Source organism: Rhodococcus sp. 66b (assembly GCF_002076325.1).
In the GTDB taxonomy this organism is placed as follows: Bacteria; Actinomycetota; Actinomycetes; order Mycobacteriales; family Mycobacteriaceae; genus Rhodococcus_F; species Rhodococcus_F erythropolis.
The window spans coordinates 60,081-76,230 of record NZ_MUZB01000018.1 but is presented as its reverse complement, the minus strand read 5'-3'; the positions used below and the strand labels follow the sequence as shown (position 1 = coordinate 76,230).

Sequence of the window (16,150 nt, the reverse complement as noted above, 5' to 3'; positions counted from 1 at the left end):
CCGATCACACCCTGCTCCGGTGTACCGTGCCGAAGTGTTCCTTCGACAGCTCGAGCCGCGTACCGGGCGGACAACCCAACAAGTCGTCAACTTCGTTTTGTGGCCGATCGCCGTGATGACCGTGCTCAATCGTGTCATCGTCACAGCAGTCAACGGCGCCATCACCGATGACTTCCGACCGGTCTACAACGCCGCGCTGGCGTTCTGGAACGGGCGCGACGTCTACACCGCAGATTTCAACTCCGTAGACCCCCATTATCTGTACCCACCATCGGGTTCCTTGTTGATGGCACCCCTGGCGATCCTCGATCCCGAGCGCTCGCGGTGGCTGTTCATCGGTGTCAATGCCGTCGCCATTCTCGTGGCTCTCTACCTGCTGTTGCGCTTGTTCGACCTGACGATCAGTTCCATCGCGGCGCCGATTCTGGTGCTCGGTGCTTTCATGTCGGAGACGGTCACCAACACGTTGGTGTTCACCAACATCAACGGCCTCGTACTGCTCGGCGAAGTTGCCTTCCTCCTGCTGCTGATGCGCAAGAAGGATCTGTGGGCCGGCGCCGCGATCGGTCTCACCATCGCAGTGAAACCCACTCTCGCGCCACTGCTCCTGCTGCCGCTCGTTCGCGGTCAGTGGAAGGTGCTCGTCACCGCCCTGGGCATCCCGTTCATTCTCACGGTCGTGGCATGGCCGCTTGCGTCGGATCCGATGGACTTCGTCCGCCGCACCGTGCCGTACCTGCTCGAATCTCGTGACTACTTCAACAGTTCGATTGTCGGAAACGGCGCTTACTTCGGTCTGCCCGAATGGTTGATCCTGCTGTTGCGCGTCGTGTTGGCCGCCATGGTCGTCGTCTCTCTGTGGCTTCTGTACCGCTATTACCGCAACGACGAACTCTTCTTCCTCACCACCGCGACCGGTGTGATCATGACCGCGTCGTTCCTGCTGCCATCGCTCGGCCAGATGTACTACTCGATGATGCTGTTGCCGCTGTTGATGTCCGTGGTGCTCAAGAACTCGGTCATGCGGAACTGGCCGGCGTGGCTCGCCGTCTACGGCTTCATGACGTTCGACAGCTGGTGGTCGAACCGCTGGCCGACCTTCGGCCGGGCAGCCGAATACACCAAGAGCACCCTCGGCTGGAGCCTTCTGCTGATCGTGATCTTCTGTGTCCTCGGATACCGGTATCTGGTCGCGCGTCGCGAGGGCCGCTTGGATCGCGGAATCGATCCCGCCTACCTCCTCGATCCCCCGCTCGATACCGTCTCACCTGCCGACGAAGCCGAAACGGCGACAAAGCATTAGCGTGGAGGCATGAGTTCTTCACACGATGGCATCGACAGCACACCTGAGGTCACGTACACCGAGAGCGAGTGGCGCGAAAAGCTGACTCCGGAGGAGTTCGCCGTCCTGCGCCAAGCCGGCACCGAACGCCCCTTCGTCGGCGAGTACACCGACACCACCACGGAAGGCGTTTACTCCTGCCGTGCGTGCGGAGCCGAACTGTTCCGCAGCACCGAGAAGTTCGAATCGCACTGCGGGTGGCCGTCCTTCTTCGATCCGGCGGATTCGGATGCCGTGATCCTGAAGGAAGACAGCTCACTCGGGATGCGCCGTATCGAGGTCATCTGCAAGAAGTGCCACAGCCACCTCGGTCACGTCTTCGAGGGCGAGGGATACCCGACGCCGACCGATCAGCGGTACTGCATCAACTCGATCTCACTGGTTCTCAAGCCCGCTCAGTAGCCAGGTCGTGGGCTACCCCGTGTCGCTCAGTAGCCAGGTCGTGGGCTACCCCGTGTCACTCAGTAGCCAGGTCGTGGGCTACCCCGTGTCACTGGTAGCCCACGATTCGAGACTTCAACTCAGAAGTCCCAGTTCAGCGCAGTCGGGCTCAGACCAGCCGCGTTCAGGTCCTCGTTTCGAGCGACAAGACCGTCCTTGACTGACCCGATCCCACCACCGATCGCGCCGGAAGTGATGTCCGTCAACGAGGCATCGCCGCCCGTGACTTCCTTCGTCACGATCGCAGCGGACGCTCCCGATACCGCATCGTCGAAAGCCCCCCGCGCGATTTGCTGCAATCTCGAACCGGTCGGGAGCGGGTTCGGGTCAGGGCCGACACGATCCGGCGTCGTCTTCAACCCTCCGTTCGCAAGTCCCTTGATGAAACCGTCGCGGCCCTCGGTCACGACCTTGCCACCGTCGATCGACTGGCGATGATCCATCGTCATCTGCCCGAGTTGAATGGCGAGGCCGGAGAAGACGGCAGCGGCAGCTTCCACTGCTGCAGCCTCGATCACTCGTATCAACAATTGCTGCAACAGCATTCGGACCGTGAGTGTTGTTGCCACCTCAGCCGCCACGATTCCGGCGGTACTCGCACCCAGTGTCGGGACAGCGGCCGCCAGCATGGCGGCAATCTCGAGCGCCAGTGCGCCCAGCGCCGCGAGGATCGACAGTTTGGTGTACTCGATGTCCGTGCCGGTATCGGTGCATGACTGACCCAGTTCGGCCGCGGCAGAGGACAACCGCTCGAAGACCTCCGCAACTCCCCCGGCCTCCGACCAATACCGAGACAACGAGTCGCCGGCTCGACCGTCGATCGATGCCAGTACAGTTTGCAATCCGTAACCACCGGCAGCGGCCGAAGCCTCGATCCGATCAGCCGCGCCTGACCAGGCATCACCCAACCTCCACAGTGCCGTTTCGTCTCCTTGCGGCCAGTCACTGCCCACCGCGACCGACGCAACCGCCTGTAACCAGCCCGGAATCTCGAGTCCCATCAGAGCCCACCCGCCATGTCGTCGGCAAGCGAGGTGTCGATCGATTCGAAACGATCGGTGATCTCGATCAGCGTGGCGGTCAATTCGCGGAGCGCGCCCGCGACCAGTGTCATCCCACCGACTGCTGACTCCGCACCGGGAACATACGCGTCCGAGAATGCGGTTCCGAACTGGTCAGCGCCCCAGCGCCCCTCTTCGGCGCCGGCCACTGTTTCCAGAGCACTCCGTGCCTCGTCGAGATCGGCAGCGACCACCTCGAATGCTGGTGCAGCACTTCCCATCGCGGCCACGTCCACGTCCAGTTCAGACATTGCCGGAGCTCCTCAGAACGGTGCGGTCCCAGTGCTCGTCGCCGCCGACCGGCACCGACGCCGGACGAGGCGCGAGAATCTCACGCAATCCGAGCACACCGGGAACGAGGTCAGGCAAATCGATCCTGGCCGCTTCGGTGAACGGCCTCGACATCTCGGCAACCTGTCGGCGCATGTCCTCCGCCGCAGATGTGGCCGTGGCCAGGATCAGATTTCCCAACGCTACCGGCGAATGCTTGCCGTAAGCGCTCCCGGAGAGGGTGACTCCCACGGTCGCCCCCGAAGCGTCTACGACGACTTCCACGCTGCCATCACTCGAGCGCGCGCTCGCCGTCGCTCGTGCGATCTTCTCCTGCATATCCGCCAGCGATCGCGTTCGCTCCAACAGATCAACCTGCATCGAATCGATCTGAGCCCGAAGAACTTCGACCTGTCCCCTCATCGAACCAACATCCGCCCCACTCACGATGGCCCCCACCTTCGATAGATCGTGACACCTGATTCAGGCGCTCACGAGGTTCGACGCGGGAGGTCGCCGATCGGTTCCGTCAGCGCGAACGAAGCACGGGCGGATCGAACGCCTTGACCAGCGGCAGAACCCCTTGGAATTTCTCGATCTGCACCAGAACGTGCTGGCCGGTGCACCCGTGCGAAAGCGAAGACGTGCCGACGTCTGGCGTCAGAACGTTGGGATTTCCGTGAACACACAGCGAATCGGGATCGGCAGGATCGAGCGGGTCGTACCACGCCCCGGTCGACAACTGGACGACGTCGCTCCGCAAATCCGAATCGACGATCACACCAGCCAGGCACGCCCCGCGATCGTTGAATACGCGCACCACGTCCCCAGCCGACACGCCGCGCGCGGCCGCTGCATCCGGGTGCATACGAATCGGCTCGCGTCCCTGAATCTTCGATGCCTGGCTCGCAGCGCCGTGATCGAGTTGGCTGTGCAGGCGCGTCTTGGGCTGGTTGGCGATCAAGTGAAGCGGGAATTGCGTGGCCCGTGGTCCACCCAGCCACTCGTCGGGCTCGTACCAGCGCGGATGGCCGGCGCAGTCGTCGTAGCCGAAAGACTCGATGGTCTCGGAGAAGATCTCGATCTTCCCACTCGGAGTCGAGAGCGGATACTTCTCGGGGTCCTCGCGGAAGTCACCGAAGAGCACGAGGTTGTCTTCGGTTCGCATCCGGTAGTGCCCGTCCGACCAGAAATCCTCGAACGTCGGTGTGTTGCCGCCGTCTGCATCGACGAACGGCCGCCATTGACCGTAGAGATGCTCGATCCACTCCTGTGAGGATCTCCCCTCGGTGAACTGCTCCCCGAATCCGAGCGCAGAAGCCAGAGCGGCAAACGTGTCGTAGTCGTCTCGCGAATTCGCGAAAGGTGGAACTACTTGCTGCATCGCGACCAGAAGTGGATCATTTCGTGTGCAGCTCAGGTCATTTCGTTCGAGCGACGTTGTCGACGGGACAACGATGTCGGCATTGCGAGCCATCGGCGTCCAGTAGGGATCGTGAACGACGATCGTGTCCGGACGCGCAAATGCCCGTCGCAGCCTCGGGAGATCCTGGTGGTGATGAAACGGATTGCCACCAGCCCAGTAGACCAACCGAATATCCGGATAGGTCAGGCGCCTGCCGTCGTAGTCGAACTCCTCGCCGGGCGAGAGCAAGAGATCGGAGATCGCGGCCACCGGAATGAAATCGGGCACCGGATTCACACCTTGTGAGAAGGTCGGCAACGGATACGGCACCGGAGCCAGACCCGGCTCGTTCATCGAACCGTAGCCGTGGCCGAAACCGCCACCCGGAAGCCCGAATTGGCCGAGCATCGCGGCGAGTGTCACGCCCATCCACGGAGCCTGTTCACCGTGTTTGATGCGTTGCAACGACCACGTGACGGTCACCAGCGTCCGGCCGGACGCCATTCTCCGAGCCAGGTCGGTGATGAACTCCGCCGGCACCCCGGAGATCTTCTGCGCCCAGCGCGGATCCTTCGGTACACCGTCGGCACGTCCGAGCAGGTAATCCTCGAAGCGTTCGTAGCCGACGCAGAAGCGGTTCAGGAAATCGCGATCGTGCAGGTCCTCCGACGCCAGGACAAACGCCAGGGCAAGCATGATTGCCACGTCGGTTCCCGGAACGGGTGCGATCCACTCGCAGTCGCCATCGACGTCGTCGCGCAACGGACTGAAGGAGACGATCTTTCCGCCGCGGGCACGAAATGCGTCGAGCGCCCCGCGCGTCGGATGATCGCTCGTACCACCGGCATTGACGCCGGTGTTCTTGATCGGTACTCCCCCGAACGAGACGAGAAGATCGGAGTGCTTGGCGATGACGTCCCACGACGTGGAGCGCGCGAACAACTTCCAGTGTGTTCCGACCACACGCGGCATGATGACACCGGTGGCACCGAGCGAGTAGCTGTGGACCGACTTGGTGTATCCACCCAGCTGATTCAGAAATCGGTGAACTTGGCTCTGCGCGTGATGGAATCGACCGGCGCTGGCCCAGCCGTACGAGCCGCCGAAGATCGCTTTGTTCCCGTGCGTGTCGACCACGCGACGCAACTCGCGGGAGAGGAGTTCGGTCAGTTCGTCCCACGAGACCGAGACGAACTCGTCCGCTCCACGTCGGTCGCTGGGACCAGGCCCGTTCTCGAGCCAACCGCGGCGCACCGCCGGGCCCGAAACGCGAGCCCGACTGCGCACCGAACCGGCGAGGTTCCCGAGCATCGGCGAGGGATTCGAATCACCCTCGTACGGATGCACGGCGGTCACCTCGCCGGCGACCGATTCGGCGGTGAACATTCCCCAATGGGACATGTGTTGACGACGCCGGTTCGGTGCAGTTGTCACAGAAACTACTTTCGAAGTAGATCAGGGAAGGGAAAGGACCAGCTTCTCGATGTCCACGCGCGGCCCGGTGAAGAACGGCACCTCTTCGCGAACGTGCAAGCGAGCTTCGGTGGCACGCAGATCGCGCATCAGATCGACGATACGGATGAGCTCAGGCGCTTCGAACGCGAGAATCCACTCGTAGTCCCCCAGAGCGAAGGCCGGGACCGTGTTGGCGCGAACGTCCTTGTACGAACGAGCAGCCATACCGTGATCGGCGAGCATCTTGCGACGCTCCTCGTCGGGGAGCAGGTACCACTCGTACGAGCGGACGAACGGGTAAACGCAGATGTAGTCGCCCGGATCCTCACCCGCGATGAACGAGGGCACGTGGCTCTTGTTGAACTCCGCGGGGCGGTGCACCGCCGAGTTGCTCCAGATGGGAGCACTGGCCTGTCCGAGGACGGTGGTGCGGCGGAAATCCGCGTACGCGGCCTGCAGTTCCTCGATGCTGGCCGCGTGGGTCCAGATCATGAAGTCCGCGTCGGCGCGCAAGCCGGCGACGTCGTAGATGCCGCGAACCACGACGCCCTTGTCTTCGAGACCCTCGAAGAACAAGCGGGCGTCCTTGACCGCAGCTTCCCGATCATCGCCCAGCACACCGGGTTCCACCTGGAACACGGAGAACATGAGGTAACGGATTTCAGAGTTCAGTTTGTCGAAATCAAGGCGTGCCATGGGTCTATCGTGCCACTCGCTCGAATATCCGTGTAGCCGCCGTCGTGCCGACTGCGACACACGCCGGAACCCCGACGCCGTGCAGCCACGACCCGGCCACTTCGAGGCCGTCGAACTGCGTCATCCCGGACTCGATTTCAGCCACGATTTCCGTGTGACCTGGGGAGTACTGGGGAAGACCGCCGTGCCACCGCTGTACGAAGCTCGCTCCTGGCTCCTCGGTGATTCCGGTCACGGTCTCGAGATCGGCGCGCGCAAGTTCGATCAGTTCACCATCCGGCCGGTCAACGATCTCCGATGCGCCGAATCGACCGAACGACACCCGAACGAGATGCTCGCCGCGATCAGCGAGGTGCGTCCACTTTCGGCTCGACAGCGTGAACGCCTTGGCGGTCAGGTCGGCGTCGGTGGCAACCAGGATCCCCGAATTCTGCGGAAGGTCGACCTGACCGGGCAAGCGGAGCGCCACCACCGCGGACGACGCCAGTTCGATCCGCGACGCGATACGCGCAATATCCGCATCGACGCCGGCCAACAGCACCGCTGCGCGCGGCGCCGGAACAGCCAGAATCACCGCGTCGACGCTGCCGAGCGGATCGACGTTCCAACCTTTCCCGTCCCTGCGTAACCCGGAAGCCTCGCCGCGGACGAACGTCGCGTCGGCGGCCTGCCGCAGCGCATCGAGCAAGATGCCGTAACCGTCCCTGAGCGCTCCGAACACTGGTCCGGGTGTAGGTGTCGGCACTGCGGCTGCAACTGCATCCGTGAGGCTCTGAGCGCCCGCATCGAGCGCCGCAGCGAGTGTCGGCAAAGCTGCACGCACTCCGATGGTCTCCGCCAGGCCCGAGTACACCCCGCCGAGAAGCGGATCCACCGATCGGCTGACCACCTGATCGCCGAATCGCTGTGAAACCAGTTCGGCAACACTGCAATCGGAACCGCGGGTCCACTCGAACGGAGCGCCTGGTTCGGCAGCTATGCGCGACAGTGTCTGCTCGTCGACTAGATCTCTCACCGACTCGGACGATGCCGGGATTCCCATCAGGGTTCCGGCAGGAAGTCGATTCAGTGAGCCCTGGGACCAGATCAACGGGCTCAACCCCGCGGGGTAAACGATCTGATCGGTCAGTCCCAGCTCGGCGAGAAGCGCAGGGACTTCGGGCCGACGGGCGATGAACGCCTCGGCGCCGATGTCGATCGGGCCACCGCCAAGATCAATCGTTCGCAGCTTCCCGCCCAGTCGCGGAGAGTCGTCGACGACCGTGATGTCGGCAACGGAGCCCAGACTGCGCCGAAGCCGGTACGCGGCAACCAGACCGGAGATTCCGCCTCCGATCACCGCGACCGACGGCCGAGTGGTTGTCACAGCGAGTGCACCAGCTCCACCGCCGAGGTGATCGCCGTGGGATCGGTGTCGGGAAGAACTCCATGGCCGAGGTTGAAGATGTGGCCGATGGCACCGGCTTCGATCGCGCGGTCACCTTCAGCGGCGATCCGGCGCACCTCACGATCGATCACCTCGGGGCCCGCGAACAGTACAGCGGGATCGAGATTGCCTTGCAGCGCCTTGCCCGGACCGACACGACCGGCCGCGACGTCGAGCGGAATCCGCCAGTCGACACCCACGACGTCGGCACCTGCCTCCCCCATCGCGCCGAGAAGTTCACCGGTTCCGACACCGAAGTGGATACGCGGAACGCCGGCAGCGGCAACCTCGGCAAACACCCGTTCGGAATGCGGGAGAACAAATTCCCGGTAATCGGCCAGCGAGAGCGCGCCGGCCCACGAGTCGAACAGCTGAACCGCGTCGACACCCGCCTTGAGCTGGGTCTGCAGGAAGCAGATCGTGGTGTCTGCCAGGCTTCCGAGCAACGCGTGCCAGGTCTTCGGATCGGAGTGCATGAGCGCCTTGGTCTTCTCGTGGTTCCGGCTCGGACCACCCTCGACCAGATACGACGCCAAGGTGAACGGCGCTCCGGCAAAGCCGATCAGCGGAGTCGAGCCCAACTCGGTGGTGAGAAGTCGAACGGCCTGCGCGATCGCCCCGACCTCTTCGGGGACCAACCGCGGGAGGGCTGCGACGTCGGCGATGGAGCGAATCGGATTGGCAACCACCGGTCCGACGCCGGCAACGATGTCGAGATCGATTCCCGCAGCCTTGAGCGGAACAACGATGTCCGAGAACAGGATTGCCGCGTCCACATCGTGACGGCGCACCGGCTGCATCGTGATCTCACAGACCAGCGCCGGATCGAAACACGACTCCAACATGCCGATCCCCGCGCGGATCTCGCGATACTCCGGCAACGAACGTCCGGCCTGGCGCATGAACCACACCGGCCGTCGACTCGGAGTGCGTCCGGTCGCCGCGGCGAGCAACGGTGCGTCGGGCAAAACTCGCCGAGCGCTGTATTCCGCCGACCCGGTCATGCCTGAATTCATGTTGTCCAACCCGCTCATCAGTCCTCGCGCTCTCCGCCAACGTGTGTCTTCGATCGACTCAATGCTGCCATGTCCCACACTCGGGATCGGACACCCGAGCGGTTCGTGAGCGGCCACACACCCGAACCACACTCGGTCGGCGCGCCTCCACCTACCCGCCCTTATCCCCGACTAACGTCCTGACCTGTGACGACATCCGGATCGACAGCCGACCCGGCCGAGTTCCGTGCCGCCGTGGAGGCGATGACCGCTGCGCGGGTTCGGCCCGAGATAGAGGTCGGTCCCATCCGTCCGCCGCAGCGTCTCGCTCCGTACAGCCACGCAGTGGGAGCCGAGGTTCTGCACCCGGACTCCGACGTCGTGGCCGAGCAGTCCGAAGGCGACGCTTTCGGCCGCCTGATCCTGTTGTTCGATCCGGACGGCGACGAGGCGTGGAACGGCACCATGCGGTTGGTGGCCTACATACAGGCCGACCTCGACGAAGCCGTCGCCGCGGATCCACTACTTCCCGAAGTAGCCTGGAGTTGGCTGGTGGACGCACTCGAAGCCGGACCGGAACCTTTTGTGGCCCTGGGCGGTACGGTCACAGCCACAACTTCCGTGCGATACGGCGACATCGCGGGCCCGCCGCGAGCCCACCAACTCGAGTTACGAGCATCCTGGACTGCAACGTCATCGGAATTGGCTCACCACGTCGAGGCTTTCTGTGAAGTTCTCGCGTACGCGGCAGGACTTCCGCCTGCCGGGATAACCACGCTGTCGCGGCAGGGCGACTAACTCCACTACTCGTTTACGCATTCCCCCGGAAAAATACTAGAACCTGTTCTAAAATGAGTCATGCAACGTCTCAGCGGACTCGACGCGACCTTCCTCTACTTGGAAACACCGACCCAGCTATTGCACGTTTGTGGACTCGTACTGCTCGACCCCTCGACCATTCCGGGCGGTTACGACTACCGGAAGCTGCTTCGCGAGTTGAACTCGCGGATGGCCACGATGCCGACCTTCCGGCGCAAACTCAAAGATTCCCGCCTCAATCTCGACTACCCGGTATGGGTCGACGATCACGATTTCGACATCGAGCGGCACTGCCACCGGACCGCGGTACCTGCTCCGGGCACACACGCGGAACTGGCAGAACTCGCCGGACACATCGCGAGCCAACCGCTGGATCGTTCCCGCCCACTATGGGAGATGTGGGTCATCGAGGGACTTGCCGACGGACAGATCGCCGTCATGTCGAAGATCCATCACAGCGCTGCCGACGGCGTCACCGGCGCGAACATCCTCGCTCAGCTGTGCAGTCTCGAACCGGATTCACCGGCGCTCGTGGATCCCACCGCACAGGGTGCGGGCGACGCGGGAACGCTGGACATCGCCATCGGCGGACTCATGGCCGTCATCGCCCGGCCCGCAAGAATTGCCCGTCTGGTCCCCGGCGGAATCGCCATGCTCCCCAAGTGGGTGACGCGTGCACGAAAGGGTGAAGCGATGCCCGCTCCCTTCACCGCGCCGCGGACCTCGTTCAACGGCGCTATCACCGGTCACCGCAACGTCGCCTTCAGCCAGCTCGATCTCGCGAAGGTCAAAGCCGTCAAAGACCGTCACGGCGTGAAGGTCAACGATGTGGTTCTCGCGCTGTGCGCGGGTGCTTTGCGGACCTACCTCGAGGACCGCGACGAGCTGCCGGAGGACTCACTCGTCGCGATGGTCCCCGTATCGGTCCACGGTAAATCCGATCGGCCGGGCACAAACCAGATCTCGGGCATGTTCACGCAGTTGGGCACCCAGATCGGCGATCCGGTCGAGCGTCTGCACGCGATCAGCGATTACAACGCCACCTCGAAGAACCACAACGAGGCTCTGGGTGCGAACATGCTCCAGGACTGGTCCCAGTTCGCATCACCAGCGGTGTTCGGCGCCGCCATGCGGGTGTACTCGTCGCTCAAACTCGCCGAGCGTCACCCCGTCGTGTCCAACCTGGTCGTCTCGAACGTGCCCGGGCCGCCGGTCCCGCTCTACTTCCTCGGCGCCCAGATCAAGGGAATGTTCCCGCTCGGCCCGATCTTTCACGGGGCAGGACTCAACGTGACGGTGATGTCACTCGACGGAAAACTCGACGTCGGCATCGTCAGTTGCTCCGATCTGGCACCCGAATTGGACCAGCTCGCGCAAGGTTTCGGAGCCGCACTCGACGAACTGTTCGACGCTGAGGTGACAACCCCGGCCCCGACTGCGACGTAGAGTCAGTGACCATGTCCGAAGTCACCGATGATGCAACCGAGCCCACCTCCGACGTAGTTCCGCTGCTCGTTCCGCGTGACGGAGTTCCGGACGTCATCACCACTGCCGCCGGTGTCGCCGACGCCGCGGCCGCGCTGGCCTCCGGCCACGGCCCGCTCGCCGTGGACGCCGAGCGGGCATCCGGATTCCGTTATTCGGCACGGGCGTACCTGATCCAGCTCCGACGCGAAGGAGCGGGATCGTTCCTGCTCGACCCGATCCCGACAGCGCAGGACCTGCAGCCGTTGGCCGAGGCGATCAACCCGTTGCAATGGGTGCTGCACTCGGCCGATCAGGATCTCCCCGGTCTCGCCGAACTGGGCCTGACACCGGCCGAGCTGTTCGACACCGAACTGGCCGGTCGACTGGCCGGGTTCGAACGAGTCGGACTCGCCGCGATAGTGGAACGAACCCTGCGGGTGGAACTTCGCAAGGGTCACGGGGCCGCGGACTGGTCGACACGTCCGCTGCCGGACGCCTGGTTGAACTACGCCGCCCTCGACGTCGAAGTGCTTCTCGAACTGCGCGACGCCATGGAAGCTGAACTCGAATCCCAGGGCAAGCTCGAGTGGGCGAAGGAGGAGTTCGAGTACATCCGTCTGGCCGGCCCGCCCAAGCCCAAGCCCGACCGTTGGCGTCGTACATCGCACATCACCTCGCTCAAGACCACTCGGCAGTTGGCGGCAGTACGGGCGCTGTGGCAGGCGCGTGAGGATCTCGCGCGCAAGCGCGACGTGTCGCCGAGCCGGGTTCTCCCTGACTCCGCCATCATCGACGCCGCTCTCAAAGATCCTCAGTCGCTGGATGCGCTCCGTTCGCTTCCCGTGTTCGGCGGACCACGTCAACGCCGGTATTCGCGTGTGTGGATGGACGCGCTGGAAGCTGCGCGCAGGCTCCCGGACAGCGAGCTTCCGCCGAAGACCCCGCCGATCGTCGGACCCCCTGCCGCCGGCCGGTGGGCTCGCCAGGACCCGGCGGCGGCCGATCGACTGACGGCGGCTCGGGCCGCACTGTCGGACCTGAGCAAGGAAGTGTCGGTGCCCGTGGAGAATCTGCTCCAACCCGACCTGGTCAGGCGCCTGTGCTGGGACTGGAAGTTGGAACCCGACTCCGACATCACCGAAGTCGAGAGCGCAATCGAGACCAAGCTCACTTCCGGTGGCGCACGTGGCTGGCAACGCACTTTGACGGTTCCCGTCCTCGCCGAGGCACTGAACTCCGTGGTCCCGGCCGAGCCCGAAGTAGAAGAGCCTGAATCCTGACCTGACCCCGGTGTGAGGTTGGAGCAATTCGGCACGTTAAGTTACCGGTCAGTAATGGGCAGTAGTACGCTCGATACGAGGCCGGACGCCTGGCCGTGATCGCCGAACCAACGTCTCACCGCACTTCGGAGTGGTGGGCAGCTCCATCAGGAGGAATTCGCGTGGCTCCATCCACAAACAACCAACGCAACGTCGTCTTCGTCGACGGCATTCGCACCCCGTTCGGCAAGGCCGGCCCGAAAGGCATGTACGCCGACACGCGCGCAGACGATCTCGTCGTCAAGGCGATTCGTGAGCTGCTTCGCCGTAACCCGCAGCTCGATCCCGCACGGATCGACGAAGTGGCTGTCGCAGCCACCACGCAGACCGGTGACCAGGGCCTGACCATCGGCCGCACCGCTGCGATCCTCGCCGGTCTCCCCGAAACCGTTCCCGGATTCGCCATCGACCGCATGTGTGCCGGCGCGATGACCGCCGTCACCACCACCGCGTCGGGCATCGGCTTCGGCCAGTACGACGTCGTGATCGCCGGTGGCGTCGAGCACATGGGCCACCACCCGATGGGTGAGGGCGCAGACCCCAACCCGCGCTTCCTCGCCGACCGCCTGGTCGACCCGAGCGCCCTCGTGATGGGTAACACCGCCGAGAACCTGCACGACCGGTTCCCGACCATCACCAAGGACCGCACGGACGCCTACGCCGTCAACAGCCAGAACAAGTACGACGCTGCCAAGAAGGCCGGCTTCATCGCCGACACCCTGGTCCCCGTCGCCACCCGCAGTTCCGCGGGCTGGGGTCTGGCCACCGAAGACGAGCCGCCGCGCCCCGGAACCACCGTCGAAGATCTCGCGAAGCTCAAGACGCCGTTCCGCCCGGCCGGACGCATCACCGCCGGTAACGCCGCCGGACTCAACGACGGCGCCACCGCAGCACTGCTCGCCGGTGAGGACACCGCAGCCGAGCTCGGCCTGCCGGTCGGCATGCGCATGGTGGGCTTCGCCTACCAGGGCGTCGACCCCGCCGTCATGGGCATCGGCCCGGTTCCCGCCACCGAGAAGCTCCTGGCACGCACCGGCCTGAAGATCGAGGACATCGGACTCTTCGAGATCAACGAGGCGTTCGCCGTTCAGGTCCTCGCGTTCCTCGAGCACTACGGAATCGCCGACGACGACCCGCGCGTCAACCAGTGGGGCGGCGCCATCGCGTGTGGCCACCCCCTCGCTTCCTCGGGCGTTCGCCTGATGACGCAGCTCTCCCGCCAGTTCGCGACGCGTCCCGACGTGCGCTACGGCTTGACCACCATGTGCATCGGACTCGGCATGGGCGGCACCGTCATCTGGGAGAACCCGAACCACGCTGACTACCAGGCAGGGGTTAACTAAATGTCTGATATTGCAACAGCATTCGCCGACGAGGTCGTGACGAACGCCTACACGAAGATCATCTCGGTCCCCGGCATCGAGGGCCCGTTTGCACTGATCACCCTCGACAACGGCTTCGACCACACCAAGCCGTCGTCATTCGGTCCCGGCGGACTCGCAGCATTCGACGCCGCCCTCGACGAAGCCTTCGCAGCCAACCCGGTTGCCATCGCCGTCACCGGCAAGCCGTTCATCTTCGCCGCCGGCGCGGACCTCAAGGGTGTTCCCGCGATCACCTCTCGTGAGCAGGGACTCGAGCTGGGCCGCTTGGGTCACAAGGTGTTCCGACGCCTGCGTGAGTCGTCCGTTCCCACGTTCGCCTTCATCAACGGTGTCGCTCTGGGCGGCGGCCTCGAGGTCGGCCTGCACAGCCACTACCGCACGGTTGCCGCCAATGCGGGCGCACTGGGTCTTCCGGAAGCATTCCTCGGTCTGGTCCCCGGTTGGGGCGGAACGCAGTTGCTCCCCAACCTCGTCGGCCCGTCGAACGCTGTCACCGTGGTGATCGAGAACTCGCTGAACCAGAACAAGGTGCTCTCCCCCAAGAAGGCACTCGAACTCGGCGTCGTCGACGTCGTTCTCGATTCTGCCGACTTCATCGAGCAGTCCCTCGCCTGGGCGTCGCAGGTCCTCGCCGGCACAGTGACCCCCGCTCGCCCCGAGATCGATCGTGGCCAGGGCTGGGACGACGCGATCGCTCGTGCGAAGGCGATCGTCGACGGCAAGACCAAGGGCAACGCTCCCGGCGCCGTCAAGGCCGTCGAGCTGCTCGAACTGGCTCGCAGTACCGACATCACCGATGCCGCTTCGCTCGACAAGGGCTTCGCGGCCGAGGACGAGGCTCTTGCAGATCTCCTCCTGACCGACGAACTCCGTGCAGGTCTGTACGCCTTCGATCTGGTGAACAAGCGCGCCAAGCGCCCCGCCGGAGCACCCGACCGCTCGCTCGCCCGCAAGGTCAGCGGCGTCGGCATCGTCGGTGCCGGTCTCATGGCCAGCCAGCTCGCGCTGCTCTTCGTCCGCCAGCTCAAGGTGCCGGTCATCCTGACCGACATCGACCAGGAGCGCATCGACAAGGGTGTCGGTTACGTCCACACCGAAATCGAGAAGCTCCAGGGCAAGGGACGCCTGTCCCCCGACGCTGCGAACCGCCTCAAGGCGCTCGTCTCCGGCTCACTCGACAAGGCCGCGTTTGCCAAGACCGACTTCGTCATCGAAGCCGTCTTCGAGAACATGGACGTCAAGAAGAAGGTCTTCGCGGAACTCGAGCAGTTCATCGCTCCCGAAACCATCCTCGCGACCAACACCTCGTCGCTCTCCATCACGGAGATGGCGTCCGAGCTGAAGCATCCCGAGCGCGTGGTGGGCTTCCACTTCTTCAACCCGGTTGCCGTTCTCCCACTCCTCGAGATCATCAAGGGCAGCAAGACCGACGACGCTACGCTCGCAACGGCTTTCGCCACCGCGAAGTCACTGAAGAAGTCTGCTGTCCTGTGCGGCGACAAGGCCGGCTTCGTCTTCAACCGCCTCGTCACCCGCACCTTGGGTGAGGTCATGTCCGCCGTCGACGAAGGCACCCCCTTCGACGTCGCGGACAACGCCATCGCCGAACTCGGCATGCCCATGTCGCCGTTCACCTTGCTGGCCCTCGTCGGACCCGCAGTGGCTCTGCACACCGGTGAGACTCTGCAGGAGTCGTACCCGGACCGGTTCAAGAGCTCACCTGGACTCGAAGCACTCGTCGAGGCTCGCAAGCCCGGCGTGTGGACCTGGGGCGAGAACGGTCAGGCCGTCGATCCCGAGGTCGCCGCACTGTGGCCGCAGGGTGACAAGGTGTCCACTTCGGAAGAGGTCCTCGAGCGCACACGTCGTGCGTTTGCCGAGGAAATTCAGATCATGCTCGACGAGGGCGTCGTAGCGGCAGCCGAGGACATCGACCTCTGCCTGCTGCTCGGCGGCGGGTTCGGATTCTGGAACGGCGGCATCACGCCGTACCTTGACCGGACCGGTACCTCCGAGGCTGTCAACGGCAAGCGCTTCCTCGCGCCTGGTGTTGCCAGCGTCTGAGTCAG

Annotated in this window: 14 protein-coding genes; 7 read left to right on the top strand and 7 right to left on the bottom strand. The window is 64.2% G+C overall.

Annotated elements, in window-relative coordinates; translation table 11 throughout:
* Positions 1-19: 19 nt before the first annotated feature.
* Positions 20-1,303: a glycosyltransferase family 87 protein gene (locus B0E55_RS27060; protein ID WP_019748274.1), complete on the top strand. Its 1,284-nt coding sequence runs from the start codon at positions 20-22 to the stop codon at positions 1,301-1,303.
* Between the two features lie 9 nt (positions 1,304-1,312).
* The gene (gene msrB, locus B0E55_RS27055; RefSeq protein ID WP_080910845.1) at positions 1,313-1,744 is read left to right on the top strand and encodes a peptide-methionine (R)-S-oxide reductase MsrB; all 432 of its coding nucleotides are present in this window, start codon (positions 1,313-1,315) and stop codon (positions 1,742-1,744) included.
* Positions 1,745-1,863: 119 nt separating this feature from the next.
* On the opposite strand, the gene B0E55_RS27050 is transcribed toward msrB, so the two are convergent.
* The 7 genes from B0E55_RS27050 to hemE all read right to left on the bottom strand — a co-directional run bounded on the left by B0E55_RS27050 (position 1,864) and on the right by hemE (position 9,130).
* Complete coding sequence (locus B0E55_RS27050; RefSeq protein WP_080910844.1) at positions 1,864-2,784, bottom strand: WXG100-like domain-containing protein; 921 nt, start codon at positions 2,782-2,784, stop codon at positions 1,864-1,866.
* Positions 2,784-3,095 (bottom strand): hypothetical protein, encoded by a 312-nt coding sequence (locus B0E55_RS27045; RefSeq protein WP_080910843.1) that lies wholly within the window; start codon positions 3,093-3,095, stop codon positions 2,784-2,786. Before B0E55_RS27045 ends, B0E55_RS27050 begins: the two co-directional genes overlap by 1 nt.
* On the bottom strand, positions 3,088-3,561 hold the full coding sequence (locus B0E55_RS27040) for a YbaB/EbfC family nucleoid-associated protein (protein WP_232816759.1): 474 nt from the start codon (positions 3,559-3,561) through the stop codon (positions 3,088-3,090). Before B0E55_RS27040 ends, B0E55_RS27045 begins: the two co-directional genes overlap by 8 nt.
* 82 nt (positions 3,562-3,643) lie before the next feature.
* Positions 3,644-5,920, bottom strand: a complete 2,277-nt coding sequence (locus B0E55_RS27035; protein WP_080910841.1) for a molybdopterin guanine dinucleotide-containing S/N-oxide reductase — start codon at positions 5,918-5,920, stop codon at positions 3,644-3,646.
* Between the two features lie 54 nt (positions 5,921-5,974).
* Positions 5,975-6,670: a hydrogen peroxide-dependent heme synthase gene (gene hemQ, locus B0E55_RS27030; RefSeq protein WP_019748269.1), complete on the bottom strand. Its 696-nt coding sequence runs from the start codon at positions 6,668-6,670 to the stop codon at positions 5,975-5,977.
* A gap of 4 nt (positions 6,671-6,674) precedes the next feature.
* Positions 6,675-8,036 (bottom strand): protoporphyrinogen oxidase, encoded by a 1,362-nt coding sequence (locus B0E55_RS27025; RefSeq protein WP_019748268.1) that lies wholly within the window; start codon positions 8,034-8,036, stop codon positions 6,675-6,677.
* Positions 8,033-9,130 (bottom strand): uroporphyrinogen decarboxylase, encoded by a 1,098-nt coding sequence (gene hemE, locus B0E55_RS27020; RefSeq protein ID WP_021334677.1) that lies wholly within the window; start codon positions 9,128-9,130, stop codon positions 8,033-8,035. Before hemE ends, B0E55_RS27025 begins: the two co-directional genes overlap by 4 nt.
* 168 nt (positions 9,131-9,298) lie before the next feature.
* Between hemE and B0E55_RS27015 the strand changes: the two genes are divergently transcribed.
* The 5 genes from B0E55_RS27015 (at position 9,299) to B0E55_RS26995 (ending at position 16,145) form a co-directional block, all read left to right on the top strand.
* A complete protein-coding gene (locus B0E55_RS27015) occupies positions 9,299-9,889 on the top strand; it encodes a DUF3000 domain-containing protein (RefSeq protein ID WP_019748266.1) in 591 nt (196 codons plus the stop codon).
* A gap of 60 nt (positions 9,890-9,949) precedes the next feature.
* Complete coding sequence (locus tag B0E55_RS27010) at positions 9,950-11,356, top strand: WS/DGAT/MGAT family O-acyltransferase (protein ID WP_080910840.1); 1,407 nt, start codon at positions 9,950-9,952, stop codon at positions 11,354-11,356.
* 11 nt (positions 11,357-11,367) lie between these two features.
* A complete protein-coding gene (locus B0E55_RS27005) occupies positions 11,368-12,657 on the top strand; it encodes an HRDC domain-containing protein (RefSeq protein WP_019748264.1) in 1,290 nt (429 codons plus the stop codon).
* A 161-nt stretch (positions 12,658-12,818) separates the two neighbouring features.
* Complete coding sequence (locus B0E55_RS27000) at positions 12,819-14,039, top strand: thiolase family protein (protein ID WP_003942598.1); 1,221 nt, start codon at positions 12,819-12,821, stop codon at positions 14,037-14,039.
* Positions 14,040-16,145, top strand: a complete 2,106-nt coding sequence (locus B0E55_RS26995) for a 3-hydroxyacyl-CoA dehydrogenase NAD-binding domain-containing protein (RefSeq protein WP_047888396.1) — start codon at positions 14,040-14,042, stop codon at positions 16,143-16,145.
* Positions 16,146-16,150: the final 5 nt, after the last annotated feature.

What these genes read in the sequence shown, in the direction of transcription:
- B0E55_RS27035 (WP_080910841.1), bottom strand. Translation starts at nt 5,920, where the DNA reads ATGTCCCATTGGGGAATGTTCACCGCCGAATCGGTCGCCGGCGAGGTG.
- B0E55_RS27005 (WP_019748264.1), top strand. Translation starts at nt 11,368, where the DNA reads ATGTCCGAAGTCACCGATGATGCAACCGAGCCCACCTCCGACGTAGTT.
- B0E55_RS26995 (WP_047888396.1), top strand. Translation starts at nt 14,040, where the DNA reads ATGTCTGATATTGCAACAGCATTCGCCGACGAGGTCGTGACGAACGCC.
- hemE (WP_021334677.1), bottom strand. Translation starts at nt 9,130, where the DNA reads ATGAGCGGGTTGGACAACATGAATTCAGGCATGACCGGGTCGGCGGAA.
- msrB (WP_080910845.1), top strand. Translation starts at nt 1,313, where the DNA reads ATGAGTTCTTCACACGATGGCATCGACAGCACACCTGAGGTCACGTAC.
- B0E55_RS27010 (WP_080910840.1), top strand. Translation starts at nt 9,950, where the DNA reads ATGCAACGTCTCAGCGGACTCGACGCGACCTTCCTCTACTTGGAAACA.
- B0E55_RS27045 (WP_080910843.1), bottom strand. Translation starts at nt 3,095, where the DNA reads ATGTCTGAACTGGACGTGGACGTGGCCGCGATGGGAAGTGCTGCACCA.
- hemQ (WP_019748269.1), bottom strand. Translation starts at nt 6,670, where the DNA reads ATGGCACGCCTTGATTTCGACAAACTGAACTCTGAAATCCGTTACCTC.
- B0E55_RS27050 (WP_080910844.1), bottom strand. Translation starts at nt 2,784, where the DNA reads ATGGGACTCGAGATTCCGGGCTGGTTACAGGCGGTTGCGTCGGTCGCG.